This window comes from Mesorhizobium sp. Cs1299R1N1, assembly GCF_037179655.1.
Taxonomy (GTDB): Bacteria; Pseudomonadota; Alphaproteobacteria; order Rhizobiales; family Rhizobiaceae; genus Mesorhizobium; species Mesorhizobium salmacidum.
In genome coordinates this window covers 262729-279299 of sequence record NZ_JAPYKR010000003.1, presented here as the reverse complement: position 1 = coordinate 279299, position 16571 = coordinate 262729, and the positions used below count along the sequence as shown (strand labels likewise).

At 62.4% G+C, this 16571-nt stretch carries 16 protein-coding genes and 1 pseudogene; 5 read left to right on the top strand and 12 right to left on the bottom strand.

The genetic code is table 11. The features are described 5' to 3' along the window. The first annotated feature begins 306 nt into the window (after positions 1–306). Positions 307–1866: a winged helix-turn-helix domain-containing tetratricopeptide repeat protein gene (locus tag O7A70_RS08190; RefSeq protein WP_337139916.1), complete on the top strand. Its 1560-nt coding sequence runs from the start codon at positions 307–309 to the stop codon at positions 1864–1866. A 359-nt stretch (positions 1867–2225) separates the two neighbouring features. Here O7A70_RS08190 and O7A70_RS08185 read toward each other — a convergent pair whose 3' ends face one another. From O7A70_RS08185 to O7A70_RS08155, 7 genes are all read right to left on the bottom strand, one after another. Further along, positions 2226–3038 carry a 3-methyl-2-oxobutanoate hydroxymethyltransferase gene (locus O7A70_RS08185; RefSeq protein WP_337139915.1) on the bottom strand — a complete coding sequence of 271 codons (813 nt, stop codon included), beginning with the start codon at positions 3036–3038 and terminating at the stop codon, positions 2226–2228. 9 nt (positions 3039–3047) lie between these two features. Further along, the gene (locus O7A70_RS08180) at positions 3048–3830 is read right to left on the bottom strand and encodes a hydroxypyruvate isomerase family protein (protein ID WP_337139914.1); all 783 of its coding nucleotides are present in this window, start codon (positions 3828–3830) and stop codon (positions 3048–3050) included. A 1-nt stretch (position 3831) separates the two neighbouring features. Further along, positions 3832–4143, bottom strand: coding sequence for a MocE family 2Fe-2S type ferredoxin (locus O7A70_RS08175; RefSeq protein WP_337108742.1), 312 nt, complete (start codon positions 4141–4143; stop codon positions 3832–3834). Positions 4144–4252: 109 nt separating this feature from the next. Further along, entirely contained in the window at positions 4253–5077 is an 825-nt protein-coding gene (locus tag O7A70_RS08170; protein ID WP_027146656.1) for an ATP-binding cassette domain-containing protein, read from the bottom strand. Next, entirely contained in the window at positions 5074–6078 is a 1005-nt protein-coding gene (locus O7A70_RS08165; protein ID WP_337140211.1) for an ABC transporter permease, read from the bottom strand. Before O7A70_RS08165 ends, O7A70_RS08170 begins: the two co-directional genes overlap by 4 nt. Positions 6079–6246: 168 nt before the next feature. Beyond that, positions 6247–7227 (bottom strand): sugar ABC transporter substrate-binding protein, encoded by a 981-nt coding sequence (locus O7A70_RS08160; RefSeq protein WP_337139913.1) that lies wholly within the window; start codon positions 7225–7227, stop codon positions 6247–6249. A 101-nt stretch (positions 7228–7328) separates the two neighbouring features. Beyond that, a complete protein-coding gene (locus tag O7A70_RS08155) occupies positions 7329–8336 on the bottom strand; it encodes a sterol desaturase family protein (protein ID WP_337139912.1) in 1008 nt (335 codons plus the stop codon). 284 nt (positions 8337–8620) lie between these two features. On the opposite strand from O7A70_RS08155, the gene O7A70_RS08150 reads away from it, so the two are divergent. Together O7A70_RS08150 and O7A70_RS08145 are read left to right on the top strand one after the other, a co-directional pair. Beyond that, complete coding sequence (locus tag O7A70_RS08150; RefSeq protein WP_337139911.1) at positions 8621–9658, top strand: LacI family DNA-binding transcriptional regulator; 1038 nt, start codon at positions 8621–8623, stop codon at positions 9656–9658. 180 nt (positions 9659–9838) lie between these two features. Next, positions 9839–9946: pseudogene (locus O7A70_RS08145) on the top strand (hypothetical protein); the annotation flags it as partial. Between the two features lie 12 nt (positions 9947–9958). Here O7A70_RS08145 and O7A70_RS08140 read toward each other — a convergent pair. Genes O7A70_RS08140 through ehuB form a run of 5 tightly spaced genes read right to left on the bottom strand, consistent with a single transcriptional unit; the run spans position 9959 to position 13770 of the window. Beyond that, the gene (locus O7A70_RS08140) at positions 9959–10690 is read right to left on the bottom strand and encodes a GntR family transcriptional regulator (RefSeq protein ID WP_337139910.1); all 732 of its coding nucleotides are present in this window, start codon (positions 10688–10690) and stop codon (positions 9959–9961) included. After that, the gene (gene ehuA / locus O7A70_RS08135; RefSeq protein ID WP_027146715.1) at positions 10687–11466 is read right to left on the bottom strand and encodes an ectoine/hydroxyectoine ABC transporter ATP-binding protein EhuA; all 780 of its coding nucleotides are present in this window, start codon (positions 11464–11466) and stop codon (positions 10687–10689) included. Before ehuA ends, O7A70_RS08140 begins: the two co-directional genes overlap by 4 nt. Beyond that, the gene (ehuD, locus tag O7A70_RS08130) at positions 11463–12122 is read right to left on the bottom strand and encodes an ectoine/hydroxyectoine ABC transporter permease subunit EhuD (protein ID WP_027146714.1); all 660 of its coding nucleotides are present in this window, start codon (positions 12120–12122) and stop codon (positions 11463–11465) included. The genes ehuA and ehuD overlap by 4 nt, the downstream gene beginning before the upstream one ends. Continuing rightward, entirely contained in the window at positions 12119–12847 is a 729-nt protein-coding gene (gene ehuC, locus O7A70_RS08125; protein ID WP_337139909.1) for an ectoine/hydroxyectoine ABC transporter permease subunit EhuC, read from the bottom strand. Before ehuC ends, ehuD begins: the two co-directional genes overlap by 4 nt. 53 nt (positions 12848–12900) lie before the next feature. Continuing rightward, entirely contained in the window at positions 12901–13770 is an 870-nt protein-coding gene (gene ehuB, locus O7A70_RS08120; protein ID WP_337139908.1) for an ectoine/hydroxyectoine ABC transporter substrate-binding protein EhuB, read from the bottom strand. A gap of 373 nt (positions 13771–14143) precedes the next feature. Here ehuB and O7A70_RS08115 point away from each other — a divergent pair, with 373 nt between their 5' ends. Next, positions 14144–15292 carry a M24 family metallopeptidase gene (locus tag O7A70_RS08115; protein ID WP_337139907.1) on the top strand — a complete coding sequence of 383 codons (1149 nt, stop codon included), beginning with the start codon at positions 14144–14146 and terminating at the stop codon, positions 15290–15292. 9 nt (positions 15293–15301) lie between these two features. Next, positions 15302–16558 (top strand): sarcosine oxidase subunit beta family protein, encoded by a 1257-nt coding sequence (locus O7A70_RS08110; protein ID WP_337139906.1) that lies wholly within the window; start codon positions 15302–15304, stop codon positions 16556–16558. Positions 16559–16571: the final 13 nt, after the last annotated feature.

The following is a 16571-nucleotide window of genomic DNA, read 5'->3' as shown; positions in this document are numbered from 1 at the left end:
GCACATATCCTGCAACGTGAGGCGCAGCCGGTTTGCCGGCCTCACCTCATCGGCATGAAATCGGGCCGGGCTTGCCGCGGTCCGATCCGACGACGAAGGATATCGCCGCTCGTGAAGTGAGGCGGCCGGCATCTGCGGATGATGTAGAAACTCTTGCGTCCGTCACAATCCTTCATATGAAGTATGATTGGAAGTATGCGACGCTGAAGTTTGTACCGCCGGCGAAGATGCATCTGCACCCCGGCGATGTTATAACTGTAATCGGGATCCCAAGAAGTTCTGAAGGCAGGCCCCCAAAAGAGCAAGATGAGCGAGCCGCAGCCGATCTACCGCTTCGCCGGATTCAGCCTTGATGCGCGCTGCGGAACCTTGCGCTACGGTTCGGCCGAGATCGCGTTACGGCCGAAATCATTCGAACTGCTGAGCTTTCTTGTTCGCAACGCTGGTCGGGTGGTGTCGAAGGACGAGCTTCTGCGCATCGTGTGGAACGATGTCATCGTCACCGAGGATTCGCTCACCCAGTGCATCAGCGACATCAGACGCGCGTTGGGCGACAAGGAGCAGAAGCTGATCCGCACAGTGGCCAAGCGCGGCTACATCCTGCCCGGCGAAGTGCTGGAGGTACAGCCGCTCGCAGCCGCTCGCCACACGCTTGAACTCCCCGACATGCCGTCGCTTGCCGTGCTGCCATTTCAGAATCTGAGCGGCGACAGCGAGCAAGAGTATTTCGCGGACGGCGTGGTGGAGGATATTATCACTGCGCTGGCTCGCTTCCGCCCTCTCTTTGTCATCGCACGCAATTCGAGTTTCACCTACAAAGGTCGGCCCGTGGATGTGAAACAGGTGGGGCGCGAACTGGGAGTGCGCTACGTGGTCGAGGGCAGCGTGCGCCGGGCGGGAGACCGCCTGCGGATTACCGGTCAGCTCATTGATACCTCGACCGGCGCCCATCTTTGGGCGGATCGCTTTGACGGGACCCTGGCGGAAGTCTTCGTTCTGCAGGATGAAGTCGCCTCAAGCATCGTTGGCGCGATCACACCGAAAGTGGAGGAGGCTGAGATCGAGCGCGCCAAGCGCAAGCCGACAGAGAGCCTCGACGCGTACGACTACTATCTCCGAGGACTGGCGGCTTTTGACCGGACGATCACCGACAGATCGGCCATTGACGATGCCTTGCGGCTCTTCATGAAAGCGATCGAACGTGACCGGGAATTTGCTGCAGCCCATGCCCGGGCGGCGCGGTGCTACGCTACCCGCAAGAGCAACAACTGGATGGTCGACCGCGCGCAAGAGATTGCCGAAGCTACTCGACTGGCCAGGAGAGCGGTTGAACTCGGGAGAGGCGACGCGATTGCGCTCTCCTACGGGGGATACGTTCTCGGCTATGTAGGCGGCGACCTCGATGACAGCGCCGCTTGCATCGATCGCGCGCTCATCCTCAACCCGAACCTGGCCAATGCTTGGGGCTCCAGCGGCTGGGTGAGGGCTTGCCTGGGCGAGCCGGATAAGGCTGTCGAACACTCGGCGCTTGCCATGCGCCTAAGCCCATTGGATCCACGCCTGTTCGCCTGGCAGTTCAACACCGGGCTCGCGCATTTTTGCGCAGGCCGCTACGATGAGGCTGTCATTTGGGCGGGAAAGTCGTTGCTCCACCATCGGAACTACGCGAGCGCGATGCGTGTAGCGGCGGCGGGTCATGCTCTGGCGGGGCGACCTGCGGAGGCACGGGAAATGATCGCTCGCCTGTGCGAGTTCGATCCCGCGCTGCGGATCTCGAATCTTGCCGATGTGCTGCCACTGTTTCGGCGAATGGACGATCGCAACAAGTATATCGAAGCTCTCAGGAGAGCGGGGCTGCCACAGTAACGGCGCTCAACGACAATGGTGGGCCCGGAGGATGCTTGGAAAACGAACATAATCAACTAGTTAGAATCCGGTTGGACCATCCGATATTCAAATCTGTTCCAATGCTTTTCAATCTTTTTGTCCCACCCAAAAGATTGCTACGCCCAGTCGATCAAATGCGCCTCGCTCAAAGGTGTCCCGATGGCTGGCAAGAAGCTTCTACAGTGATGCCTGAAGGTGATGATAACGCCAGTGACGGGCATCTACGTCGAGCTGCTGATTTCGTGAATGGGGCTGAAAGCAGACTGTCCGCTTTTGTGTCCGTAGCGGAGATAGCTGACCTTCAAGGGAATCTCGCGGCCTGTTGAGTATCTTGGCTCCTAAAGCCTGAGAGCGGTCCTGAAGGTGGAGAACTCGTCATCAGTGATCTGAACCACGTGCTGCGGCTCGGGGTAGGCGCCGGTCTGGACGTCGGCGATGAACTCGCGATAAGCGGCGATGCGCTCGTGCTGCAGCCGCTCATACTCGGCGGCGAAGTTGCGGTAGGTCTTTGCATGGCGCGGCTTGTGGCCTGATGTGTGGCCGAGCACATCCTCGCTGAACAGATACTGCGCGTCGGCATGCGGCCCGGCGCCCATGCCCAGCATGATCATCGGCGTACTCGCAGTAATCAGTTCGGCAACGCGGTCAGGCACCACTTCCAGCTCGGCGCCGAAGCAGCCGATGGCTTCCAGCCGCTTGACGTGGTCCCACACCGCACGCGCGCTGTCGGCCGTCCTGCCGACAGCCTTGAAACCGCCGGTCCAAGTGCATTGCGAGGGGATCAGGCCAACATGGGCAACGACAGGCACGGCGTTGTCGCAGAGCGTCTTCTGGATATCGAGCGAGGCGGCACAGTAGAAGCAGTCGCCGCCGATGCGCATGAAGTGGTAGGCGGTTTTCAGATAGTCCTCCGCCGTGACCAGATTGCCGGATGGCCCGTAAGGCAGCCCGACCTGCACGAAGCAGCGGCCCGCCGCCTCGCGCATCTCGGGCGAGAAGAAACGGCTCTCGATCGACAGCATGTCGACGCCGGCCGCATCCGCCGCCGCCGCCTCTTCGAGCGAGGTGACGTAGAGCATGGAAATCTTTTGGCCGCGGCTTTTCATGGTGCGGATATCGGCGACGGTTGGGCGAGTGCTCTTGGCGACCATTTTCGTTCCTTAGACGGTGAAAGCTTCGCGGAAGGCCAGCAGTGCTGCCTCGGGGTCGCCGGAGGCGAACGCCTCCATGCCCACCGGCCCGCGATAGCCCATGTCCTTCAGCGCACGGGCGATGCCCCGGTAATTGATCTCGCCGCTGCCGGGCTCCATGCGTCCGGGCACATCGGCCACCTGGATCTCGCCGATCCATGGCAGGCAGGCGCGGCACAGTTCGATCAGGTTCCCTTCGCCGATCTGCGCATGGTAGAGGTCGAGGTTGAGGCGCAGGCCCGGCCGGTTGACGCTCGATACCAGCGCAAGCGTGTCTTCGGCGCGTGCAAACGGCACGCCGGGATGGTCGACCGGAAGGTTCAAATTCTCCAGCGTGAATGTCACGCCTTCAACCTCGGCGAGGTCCGCAATGCGGTTCAGCGTGTCGCGTGCCTTGAGCCACATCGCGCCGGTTACGGTCTCGCAGGGCGTGACCGGCAGGCCGCCTTCGCCCAGCCCGGTGCCGTGCAGGTTGAGCCGCGCAACGCCAAGGCGCTTGCCGATCGCCGCGGTCTCCTTCGCCGTCTTCAACAGTTCGGCAGCACCTTCGTCATCGGCCAGCCGGCCGCGCAAATAACCGTTCATGATCGAGAAGGTCGCGCCGGATCTTTCCAGCATTGCGAGATCGTGATCGGGCCAGTTCCAGAGGCCGACCTGAAAACCCATTTCGGTGAGGCGCTTGACGCGCCATTCCATCGGCCGGTCGCGCCAGAGCATCTCGGCGCAAGCCGCAAGCGTAAAGGTATCGGACATGTCAGACCTCGATGTACACGCGGCCGTCCTCGACCTTCGTGGTGTAGGTTTTCAGGTTCACGCAGACCGGTGCGCGCAACGCTTCGCCGGTCCGGTAGTCGAACACGCCGTTGTGCTTCGGGCATTCGATCCTGTGTTCCATAACCAACCCGTCGCTCAGATGCACCTTCTCGTGCGTGCACAGCCCGTCGGTGCAGAAGAACGCATCATCGGGGCTGCGGTAGATGGCGAAGGTCCGGCCCTCGTGATCGAAGCGGATGACGTCCTCTTCTTCGATGTCATCGGTCGCGCACGCTTTGATCCATTTTGCCATTGTCACTCTGCCGTCTGTTCCTTGGTTGGTTGAAAAAGGCGGCCGGCGGACCACGCATTCCGCCGGCCGTACAGGAAGATGCCCGGGAGGAGATGGGCGTCTTCACTGGTCACGCATGGCTCGCGCCCCGCGGCGCATGGCCGTTGTCAGCCGCCGAGAAGCTCTCGATCTCGGCTTCGAGCTCGGCCATCTGCTCGCCGCCCGCCATCAGGTCGGTAATGGCCTCGCGGCTTTTCTCACCCTTGCGGAAGTCGGCGGCCTTGGAACCTCTGATGAGGACGGCGAAGTGGTCGCCCACGGTCAGCGCGTGGACGACATTGTGGGTGATGAAGATGACCGCAATGCCCTTGCGGCGCGCTTGCAGGACGATGCGCAGCACATGCGCCGCCTCCTTGACGCCGAGTGCCGCGGTCGGCTCGTCGAGGATCAGCACGCTGGCGCCGAAGTGGACGGCGCGCGCGATCGCCAGCGCCTGGCGTTCGCCACCGGACAGTCCGCCGACCAGGCGGTCGCCGTCGTCGATGCGGGTGATGCCGAGCTGGCGCATCTCGGTGACGGCGATCTCGTTGGCCCGCTTGCGGTCGTAGATGGTCAGCGGTCCCCAGCGCCGCGTCGGCTCGGCGCCGACGAAGAAGGAACGGCCGATGCTCATCAGCGGGAACGTCCCGCCGAATTGGTGGACGGTGGCGATACCATGGTCGCTGGCGTCGCGCGGGCTGTCGAAGGCGACGGATTTGCCATCCATGTCCATCGTGCCCGATGTCGGTTTGTGGACGCCGGAGAGGATCTTGATCAGCGTCGACTTGCCGGCGCCATTGTCGCCGAGCAGGCACAACACCTCGCCTCTGTTGACCTCCAGCGAAATGTCGTGGAGCACGTCGATCGGACCGAACGACTTGTTGATCCCGGTCAGCCTGAGCAGGGGCGTGGTCATGAGCGAACCCTCGATTTGGTGCGCGGCGCGTAGGTCAGCGCCATGGTGCGGAAGGTGTTGTTCATCAGCACGGCCGCCAGCAGCAGGACGCCGATGATCAGGCTTGCCCAGTTGGCGTCGAAGCCGGTGTAGAAAATGCCCTGGTTGACGATGGAGAAGGTCAGCGTGCCGAGCACGATGCCGACCACCGAACCATAGCCGCCGGTGAGCAGCACGCCTCCGATGACCACCGCGATGATCGAGTTGAAGATGAAGGACTGGCCGGCGGCCACCTGGGCACTGTTGTAGAGGATGGCCTGCGACATGCCGACGAAGGAGGCGCACAGGCCGCTGCTCATGAACAGCGCGATGGTCACCCGGTCGGTCGGGATGCCGGCATTGCGGGCGCTGACGGCGTCGCCGCCCATGGCCAGGATCCAGTTGCCGAAGCGCGAGAAGTTCAGGATGAAGCCGACGATCAAAATGGCGGCGATCCACCAGAACAGCGTCACCTGGAACTTGCCGCCGAGATAGTCGCCGAACAGCAGCTTGGCGGCGGAGCCACTCTTCAGCGCGACGCTGGTGCTGCCGGACAGGATGACCGAGAGGCCGAGTGTCAGGCCGGCCAATGCGAACAGCGTTGCAAGGGTGACGACAAAGGACGGCACCTTGGTGCGGATGACCAGCACGCCGTTGATGAAGCCGACGGCCAGGCCAAGGCCGAGCGACGCGAGAATGCCGACGATGATCGGCAGATCATAGTGGCCCGAGATGATGGCGACGGTCATCGAGCTGGCGGGGATCATCGACCCCACGGAGAGATCGAGATGCCCGGCGATCATCAGCAACCCGATGGGAAGCGCGATGATGCCGAGTTCCGAGGCGACGTTGAGCCAACTCGCCGCACCCCCGGCCGACAGGAAATTGGCGCCGCCGAAGATTGAGAAGAAGATCAGGACTGCGATCATGCCGATCAGCGAGCCGACTTCCGGGCGACGCACGAGGCTGCCGACCGAGGGCATCGAAGAGCGCGGAACGAACGGCGCAGCCGTCGCCACGGAAGGTTGGTGATGGGCTTGGGATATCATCGAAGTGTCCCTGGCTTGAATAATAGGGAGCCTGGCGCGACCTTTCGGCGGCGGCGGGGCTGATGATGTCCGGCCCACGGAGGGCCGGACACTCCGAGCGAGCTATCGGGCGCCGGCCGCCGCACCACCCATCGTCGCGCCGACGTTGGCGGCATCGACGATCCCTGGTCCGGTCAGCACCGGCTTCGTCGGCAGGTCGAGCCCATAGTTGACGAAGCCGTTGAGCAGCGACACCGCGAGATAGCCCTGCAGATAGGGCTGCTGGTCGACAGCGAACAATTGTGTGCCGTCCTTGATACGCTGCAGGCCGGTTTCGTCCATGTCGAAGGAAGCGAGCTTGACCTTGTCGCCAAGATTGGCCTGGCTGATGGCGTTGGCCGCACTGTTGGCGTCGCCGGCGCTGATGGTGATAAGGCCGTCGAGGGTGTTGTCTTTCAGCACAGCGGCCTTGATCGCCTCGGCGACCGCGGTCGGGTTGCCGAAGCTGGATGAAGGCAGCGGCAGCTGGGTGGATTTGCCGCCGCTCTTGGCGATGGCGTCAGCTATGCCCTTGCAGCGGTCTTCCGTGTTGGTGGAGCCTGGCAAGGTGTTGACGCATAATACATTCTTGGCGCCGTGGCTGCCGAAATAGGTGCCGCCGCCGAGACCGGCCACGTATTCCTCATTGCCGACATAGTTCATGGCGCCGAGCCGCTTGGCCGCATCCATGCCGCCGGAATTGTAGATGATGAGCGGCACACCGGCGGCAACGACTTCCTTGAAGGCGTCATCCATGGCCTCGGGCACCCAATCCGGCCCGACGATGGCGCTCGGCTTCTGGCTGAGCGCGGTGCGGATCAGCTTGGCGGCGTCCGGGCCGAGATTGTCGTAGTTCTGCGGACCGAGCCAGGTCACCGAGCCGCCGGTCAGTTCGGCGACCTTGCCGGCATCGTCGGCGCCCTTCTTGACCTTCGACCAGAACGGGTCGTCCGCCTTGCCGCCGATGACGAAGATTTTCGCCCCGTCGGCCATTGCGGCTGTGGCACCTGTCGCGACCACAACTGCCGTCATCCCCGCCGTCAAAAGCTTCGTGATATGGTTCATTTCATTTCCTCCCGGTTGCCGTCATCAGACGGATTGGAAAACTTCGTTTCAAACGCTCCCCTCCCGGTGCGTCGGGTGATCGATGCTTTGCCTGGCGTCGGTCACGGCCTGGCGTTCATGCGCTCCTTCTTTTTCTGGAACCGGGCGTCCATCATGGCGTCACCCTCTCTGGTGCCGTCGTGCAAGGTGCCGAACCATCGATCGAGCGGGATCAGCCCGTCGCCGCCGTAGTTCACCTCGAAATATTTGTGATGCAGGTAATGCGCGTAAGCGTGGCTCTCGACCGCTGTGTCCTCGGTCACCTCCAGCTTATCAAAGCCGAGATGGCCGTTGACGGCGCCGAAGCCGGCGATATGCAGCTGGAACAGCGCGACGATCGGATTGGAGGGGATGACCAGGTGCCAGAAGGCGACCGCGTGATAGAGGAACCCTTCCACCGGATGCATCGACAGCGATGACCAGGGCGACGGGTTGATCGAATTGTGGTGGACCGAATGGATCCAGCGATAGAGCGGCCCCCAGTGGATCAGCCGGTGGATGAAGAAGAAATGCACCTCGTGGATGGCCGGCGCGACCAGCACAAGGGCAGCGAGGTAGACCGGGTGATCAGACCAGCCGATCCACGGCACGTAACCATTGGCAAAGCACCAGAGGAAGACGACTTCGACCACGGTCCACAACGGGATGGTGATGAAGAACGAGCGCAGGAAGTTGTCGATGTTCTGGCTCTGGAACCAGAACACTTCGGAGGGCGCGTCGCTTGGGAATTTGTGGTTGTACTTGAAGCGCGTCGCTTGGGCGCGCTTGATGTAGTAGCGCAGTTCGAAGATGCCGTAGAAGACGAGGATCGCCGCCGCGTTGACGGCGTAGAGCCATAGTGCCCAGCCCCAGCCGATGGTCTTCATCGTCTCGACACTGGGCACGATATAGAACCAGTAGAGCAGCGCCGTGGCCATATGGAAGGCATTCCACGGCCAGATATAGCCGGGCAGCCATGCCAGGATCTTCGGCAGCCTGGGCGGCCAGTTCCACAACGGCGCTCCCTCGATGCGTCCGTTCGGCTTCCAGTCGCCGCGCTTGTCGCGCACGCCATATTTGAGATCGTCCATGCAATCCTCCACCAGCAATGCCGCACCTGCAACGCCTTGGGACGGGCCGCACGCGCACGCTGCCTCAAACCGCCTGAGAGCGATGGGCGAAACCCGTCTGCGCTGTGCTGCTGCTATCCCTGGGCTGGCGGTGCGTCCGCCTTGCTTGCTTTTAACAAGATAAACATCTTGATCCAAAATGTATCAAGAATAGAATGTTTGTTCCAAACTGATTGTGTCATTCATATCAATCTGACATGATAAATGATATCTTCGTGTCAATTGCCACAGGCGGATGAGACGAAATGGATCAGAATAAGCGGCCGACGATCAGGGATGTGGCCGCCGAGGCGAATGTTTCGGTGGCTACCGTCAACCGGGTGCTGAGCGGCACCGGCGCCGTCCGCCAAGGCACGCGCGAGCGCGTCAGGCTGGCGGCCGAGCAGATCGGCTTCTACGGCACGGGCGCGCTGCGCAGCCGCATAGCGGCCGCAAGGCTGCACTACCGCTTTGGCTTCCTGCTGCACCAGCCCGGCCGCGCCTTCTACCGCAACATCGCCGAGGCGCTGCGCGCGGTGGCGCCGACCATGCCCGACTGCGAGATTGAGCTGCGAATCGAGTTTCTTGACGACCTGTCGCCGCAGAATGTCGGAGCGCGCCTGCTGGCGCTCGGCGCCGAATGCGACGCCGTCGGCGTCGTCGCCGCCGTCCATCCGCTTGTCACCCAGGCGGTCGATGCGCTGCAGGCCCGCAACGTGCCGGTGTTTGCGCTGATCTCGCAGATATCGGCGACGGGTCAGGTTCATTACATCGGGCTGGACGGCTGGAAGGTCGGCCGCACCGCGGCCTGGGTGTTCGAGCATGTCTGCAAGGCGCCCGGCAAGCTCGGCATCCTTGTCGGCAATCACCGCTATCGCTGCCAGGAAATGAACGAGAGCGGCTTCCGCTCCTATTTCCGCGAGCACGCCCCTGATTTCACGCTGCTGGAGCCGCTGCTGACCTTCGAATCGAGCGCCATCGCACAGGAGATGACCGAGAAGTTGCTGAACGAAAATCCGGATCTGTCCGGCCTCTATGTCGCCGGTGGTGGCATCACCGGCACTATCGCGGCCCTGCGCTCCACCGGCCGCGCCGGCAGCATCGTCGTCGTCGGCTACGAGTTGATGGAGTCGACCCGCCCGGCGCTGCTCGACGGCACGCTGACCTTCATCATCTCGCACCCGCTCGCCCGAATCGCGCTCGAAGCGCTGACCGGTATGGTCCGCGCCGTTGCCGCCCCGAACGATGGTGGCAATTTGACCGCCATCTTGCCGTTCGAGATATACACGCGGGAGAATATTTAGAGCAAAGATTACAGCACAGCGTTAGGAGCTTCATATGGAAGTTCCGACAAAGGTCCAACATGATCTTGCGCCCTTTGGAAAACGCTGAGCTTTCCTCATCGGGGGCGAGATGGGGCACGACATTTCGACGCATAGCTTTCCACGGACGTCCGCTCTTGGACAAAGTCCAACACGCCGGAAAACGGCCGACATCAGGCGCGAAGCCGTCGTTCTAAAAGGGGTCACATCGCCGATGTCGCCGCAATCATCGGATCCCTCGACATCGTGTTCGGCGAGATCGATCGCTGACCAATGAGCGGATCACTTGGCGCTGTCTAAACCGGTGGCCTCACCGACATGGCGCATCATGCGACGAAAGCTCATCGAGATATGAGCGCGCCTTATGTGGCCGATCGATTCCCAATCTCCGATTTCCGCCGCGGCAAGGACTTCCTCCATCTCCCGGCGGAAGGCAGTGAATTCTTCGACAAGACCCAATTGCGGCATCATCTTCAGGACGACCCGCGCCACCTGAAAATACAGGCGCTCGCTGATCTCGCGCAGTGGCTGATTGCCAGTCATCGCGGTAAGTTCGTAGAAGAAATCCATGTTAAGGCGAAGGAAGGCGCGCTGGTCGGGGTTGAGAATATCGGAATCACAGCGCGTGATGAGCGCTCGAATCCGATCGAGATCCTCCGCCGTGCGCGGGATCGGCGAAAGCTTGCCGACGAGGAGCGCCAGTTCCAGCCTCAGGTGATAAACCTGCTGCAATTCCTCGATATCGACATCGGTGACGATCGTGCCGACGCCATGGACGGATTGGACGAGACCCTCGGATTCGAGGCGCGCCAGCACACGTCGAACCGGTGTCCGGCTGATCTCGAATTCCTGAGCCAGCTCTTCCTCGGAAAGATGGCTTCCCGGTGCATAGTCAAGCAGACAGATGCGGTCGCGCAAGATGCGGTAGATGCGCTCGAACCGCTCGCGCGCCGAAAGCGGGCGCGGCTGCGGGTCGGCTGCTACCATGGGCGCGACATCCGTCTCAAGCGTCATCCAGCCTCCAGGACAGCGTGCAGGAACTGCCGTGTTCGTTCATTCTTCGGCGCTCCGAACAGTTCGCCTGGCGGCCCCTGCTCGCAGATCTTGCCTTGGTAGAAGAAGCAGACGCGATCGGAAAACTCCTTGGCGAAGCCCATCTGATGGGTGACCATCAGCATGGTCAGATCGTGCTCGCGACCGATCTGCCTTATCACCTGCAGCACTTCGCCGACAAGCTCCGGGTCGAGCGCCGACGTTACCTCGTCAAACAGCATGATCTTGGGCCGCATGGCCAGCGCCCTGGCGATTGCCACGCGCTGCTGCTGACCACCAGACAACTGAGACGGGTAGTGGTCCTTCTTCTGGGATAGCCCGACCAGGTCGAGAAGCTCGGCCGCCCGTGCTTCTGCTTCCGTCCGCTTCATGCCGAGCACCGTCATCGGCGCCTCGATGCAGTTGGCCATTGCCGTCATATGCGGGAAGAGATTGAAGGACTGGAACACCATACCGATCTTCGCCCTGATGCGGCGAATGTGGGCAAGGTCGGCAGGCACGAGTTTGCCGTTCTTCTTCATGTGGGTCAGCGGCTCGCCCTCGACCCAGATGACGCCATCGTTGATCGTCTCCAGCGTCATCAGCATGCGCAGCACGGTCGTCTTGCCGGAGCCGGACGGGCCGATGACGGAGACTTTTTCGCCACGCGCGATTTCAAGATTGAGCTCGTCGAGAACCGTCAGCGCGCCGTAGCGTTTCGAGACATTTTCGAAACGGACCATCGGTTGTTCGGTCATCGCATGGTCCTCCGGTTGAGCAGGCGTTCGAGAGCGCGGATGAGCGCGGCCGAAACCAGGCTCATGGCAAGGAAGAACAGGCCGACCAGCGTTATCGGCTCGGTGTAGCGGAAGGTGTCGGAGCCGATGATCTTGGCGGTCTGCATCAGCTCCATCACGGCGATCGCGGAGAGCAGCGGCGTCTCCTTGAACAGGGCGACGAGGTAATTGCCAAGGGCCGGAACGATCGGCGGGATCGCCTGCGGGATGATGATGTCGCGAAACGTCGTCCAGGCCGAAAGATTGAGCGCGATCGAGGCCTCCCACTGCCCGCGATGGATGTTGTCGAAACCGGCGCGATAAACCTCGGAGCAATAGGCGGCGTAGTGGATGCCAATGGCAAGCACCCCGGCGGTGAAGGCATCGAGCACCAGGCCAAACTTCGGGAAGACGAAATAGATGAAGAATATCTGGATGAGCAGCGGTGTCGAACGGATCAACTCGACCAGCACCGAAATCGTCCAGCCGGTCCATGGCACGGCTATGCGCACAACCGCCAGCACCAGGCCGAGGGTGGCGGCCAGAACGAAGCCGATCAGCGTCGCCTCGACGGAGACGATTGCCGCGTGCGCCAGCACCGGCAGGATTTCGAGGGTGAAGCTCCAGTCCCAGATCATGCTGCCTTCCCCCGCGCCAGACCGGCCGATGCACGTCTTTCGAGAAGCCGCATGCCGATCGTGAGGACCAGCGACATCACAAGATACATCAGCAGGACGAGGGTGAAGATCGGAATGGTCTTGAACGTATTCTGGTTCATCTGTTGCGCCTTGAAGGCGAGATCCGCCAGGGTGATCAGCGAGACCAGCGACGTCGACTTGAGAAGCTCGATGAACAGATTACCCCAGGGCGGTATCATGGCGACGACGGCTTGCGGCAGGATCACTCGCCGCAGCATCTGGGCACGGCTCATATTCAACGCCGTGCATGCCTCCCACTGGCCGCGAGCGACAGACAGGATCGCGCCACGCACCACCTCCGATCCGTAGGCACCGACGTTCAGGCCGAGCGCAACAACCGCCACCAGAAACGCATTGAGCGTGACGCCGAATTGCGGCAGCACGAAAAACAGCCAGAAGAGTTGCACCAGCGCCGAGGTGCCGCGAAAGATCTCGACATAGACCGTTGCCAGCCACCTGAGCGGCGCCGGGCCATAGAGCCGGGCGAGCGCGGCGAGCACCCCCATGATAACCGCGAGCAGGCTGCCAAGGATGGCGATCTCGATCGTCAAAGTCGCGCCCTGCAGCAAGCCGGGCAGGAACAGGCTGTAGCTTGCCTGTGTCGCCAGGATACCGATGACGGCGAGCGCAATCGCGAGCATCGCCACAAGCGTGCCAATTCCCATCTGCCTCTCCGGAAAAAAGGGCGGCGCCTTCGCGCCGCCCAGCAGTTGGGACCCTATTTCCCGGCGCAGAGCTCGGCGGTGGTCTTATTCGGCAGGTAATCCTTGCCGAAGCCGAGCGGCTCGACCAGCGCGATATGCTCCGGCGAGCCAAGGAATTTCTTCAGCTCGGCATTGAAGGCTTCCTGCAGATCGGTGTCTTCCTTGCGGAAGCCGAAACCGCCATGGCCCTTCACCGACTTGCCGGCGACCTCGCCGAAGGGCTTGGTCGATTCGACGCCGTCGGCCTTCTTGGCCATTTCGGCGATTGAAAGCGCGGTCAGCGCGGCTGCGTCGGCGCGGCCGGCCTGAACGGCTGCGACAAGGCTGGATTGGTCGGGCAGGGAAACAATCTGTCCGTCAGAGACACCCGCCTCCTTGGCGAAGCCGCCTTCGACCGCCCCGGCCATAACGGCGAGCTTGAGGTCCGGGTTGTCCTTGAAGGTCGAAAAGTCCTTCACACCCTTGGGATTGCCCTTCATCACCAGCATGGCTTCGCCGATGCCGTAGGACGGCTCCGAGTAGTTGATCTCGGCGCAGCGCTTCGGGGTTATGAACATGCCGGCGGCGATGATGTCGAAACGGCCGGCCTTGAGACCCGGGATGAGCGAGCCGAATTCGGTCAGCACGCCATCGACCTGCGGGATGCCCATCTTGGCGAGCACCGCCTTGGCGACTTCCGGCGCCTCGCCGGTCAGCTTGCCGTCGGGCGTGGCGAAGCCGAACGGTGCCTCGTTGGCGAAGCCGACGCGGATGTAGCCGTCCTTCTTGGCCCGTTCGAGGGTGGTCTCCGCATCGGCGGGCAACGACGCCAGTGACGTCGCGGCAAGTGCAAGACAGGCCGCCGCCTTGACGACGACACGACGCGATATCGATGATTTGAACATGCTTTTCTCCCGTTGAACTACCGATGATGGTTCCCAGCGCAACGACCTTCTTCGAGGCTGAAACGCGCTTGACCAGACGTATACAACTGCCTTACAGATTGTGCAAGCAAAGACACGGAATTCTGCGAAACTTGGCCCAAATACAGGCCAAGCTTCCGTCAAGATGTGCACAATTTGGGCAAATTTGGCCAACTCAGTAGGACGACAGCATATCCGGAAGGCAGGGCGTGACGAACGCGGGAACATTCACGCAGCCGGAGTAATCGCGGCGCGCCAACGCGTCGTTATCGACCGGCATGACTGGCGGGAAGCCGGGCCTGCCGAGAGACCATGACGGCGACGAAGCCGGCAACAGCACGCATGAGGATGCCCGATGGACCGCAATCCCTTCTCCGAAACCGAAATCGCCGGCCGCCTCGCAAGGATCCGCAAAGTCCTGGCCGAGTGCGAACTCGACGCCGCTGTCTTCGCTTCGCCGGAGAACGTCTTCTATCTTACCGGGCTCGACCACTGGGGCTATTTTGCCCCTCACCTGCTGATCGTGCCGCTCCAGGGAAAACCTGTCCTCGTCACCCGTTCGATGGAAAGGGTGACGATCGAGAAGCAGGTGACTGCGGCGGAATTCCGCGGCCATTCCGATAGCGAAACAGCGGCTGATCTTGCCGCGCGTGTGCTGGCGGGACTCGGCCTCTCCGGCAAGCGGCTCGGCCTTGAATACTGGACGGCGGGCTTGAGTCATGGGCTTGCCGTGGCCTTGCAGACGCAAGTCGATGCCAAGTGGAGCGACGTTTCCGGCCTGGTCGACAGGATGCGGCGGGTGAAGAGCGCCGAGGAACAAGCCCTGATGCGGCTGGCCGCGGAAGTGACCGACGCCGCCGCTGGAGCCGCGATCGCGGCGATTTCGGACGGCGCCGCCGAACAGGAGGTTGCCGCCCAATGTGTTTCGGCGATGATCCGCGCCGGCGGCCATGCGCCAGGCTTTGGCCCTTTCATCCGCCCGGCAGCGCGACTGGGCGAAGAGCACGCGACTTGGGGCGACGGTATCTATCGCAAGGGCGAACCGGTCTTCGTCGAACTGTCCGGCTGTATCTCGCGCTACCACGCACCGCTCGGCCGGCTTGTCCGTATCGGCCACATCAGCGACGAGGATGCCAGGATGGCCGAAGTGACCGCCAGGGCGTTCGACGCGGTCGTCAAGGCGCTGCGTCCGGGGGCCAAGGCGCGCGATGTCTATGCCGCCTGGCAGGCTGTCGCCGACGAAGCCGGCCTTTCCCACTATCGCCGCCATCACTGCGGCTATCTCGTCGGTGCCGGCCAGCCGCCCTCATGGACCGGCGGCAATTCGGTGACCGGGCTCCGCCACGATTCTGATCTCGAAATCGAGACGGGGATGAGCTTCCACATCCTGTCCTGGCTGATGGGCACGGGGAGTGGTGACGACTTCATCTCCAACACCGTGCTTTTGACCGATGCGGGCGCGCAAGTGCTGACCCGCACTCCGACCGGCCCGATCGTTCGGTAGGCCGCGCGCATGGCACCCTACTCGGCATTCTCGATTTTCCGCAATGCGCTGTCGGGCCAGAAGAACTGGCAGCGCGCCTGGCGGGCGGCGGACCCCAAACCGTCTTACGACGTGATCGTCGTCGGCGGTGGCGGACACGGCCTCGCCACCGCCTTCTACCTCGCCGAAAACCACGGCGTCCGCAATGTCGCCGTCCTGGAGAAGGGTTATGTCGGCGGCGGCAATGTCGGCCGCAACACCACCGTCATCCGCTCCAACTACCTGCTCGACGGCAACACCCAGTTCTACGAATTCTCGATGAAGCTCTGGGAGGGCATGTCGCGGGCGCTGAACTTCAACGTCATGTTCTCGCAGCGCGGCCAACTCGTCACCGCGCACTCAGCCGACCAGCTCGACGGCTTCAGCCACCGCGCGAACGTCATGCGTCTGAACGGCATCGACGCCGATATCCTCGATCGCGACGACGTGCGCCGGCTGGTGCCCTATCTCGATTTTTCCGACACGGCTCGCTTCCCGATCCATGGCGCCATCTTCCAGGGCCGCGCGGGCACGGCGCGCCATGACGCCGTAGCCTGGGGCTATGCGCGCGCCGCCGATGGCCATGGCGTCGACATTATCCAGAATTGCGAAGTGACGGGCTTTATCCGCGATGGCAACGGGATCGTCGGCGTTGAAACGACGAAAGGGCGGATCGGAGCAGGCAAGGTCGGGCTCGCCGTCGCCGGCCATACATCCACGCTCGGCGCCAAGGCCGACCTTGAACTACCGATAGAAAGCCATGTCCTGCAGGCCTTCGTCACCGAACCGCTGAAGCCACTGGTCGACCATGTCGTCGCCTATGGCGCCGATCATTTCTACGTCAGCCAGTCGGACAAGGGCGGGTTGGTCTTCGGCGGCAATCTCGATGGCTACAATTCCTACGCCCAGCGCGGCAATCTCGGCGTCGTGCGCGAAGTGGCGGAGGCGGCGATCGCGCTGATGCCTTGCATCTCGCGCATCCGTCTGCTGCGTCATTGGGGCGGCGTCATGGACATGACACCCGATGCCAGTCCGATCATCTGCCCAACGCCGATCGACGGCCTCTATCTCAACGGCGGCTGGTGCTATGGCGGCTTCAAGGCAACGCCGGCTTCTGGCTGGTGCTTCGCCCATACCATCGCCACCGGCAAGCCGCATCCCTTGGTCGCTGCCTACGGGCTCGACCGCTTCCGGACTGGCCGCACGCTGGACGAGGCCGGCGCTGGCCCCTCCGCCTGGCTGCAATAGGAGGCTGGAAGAA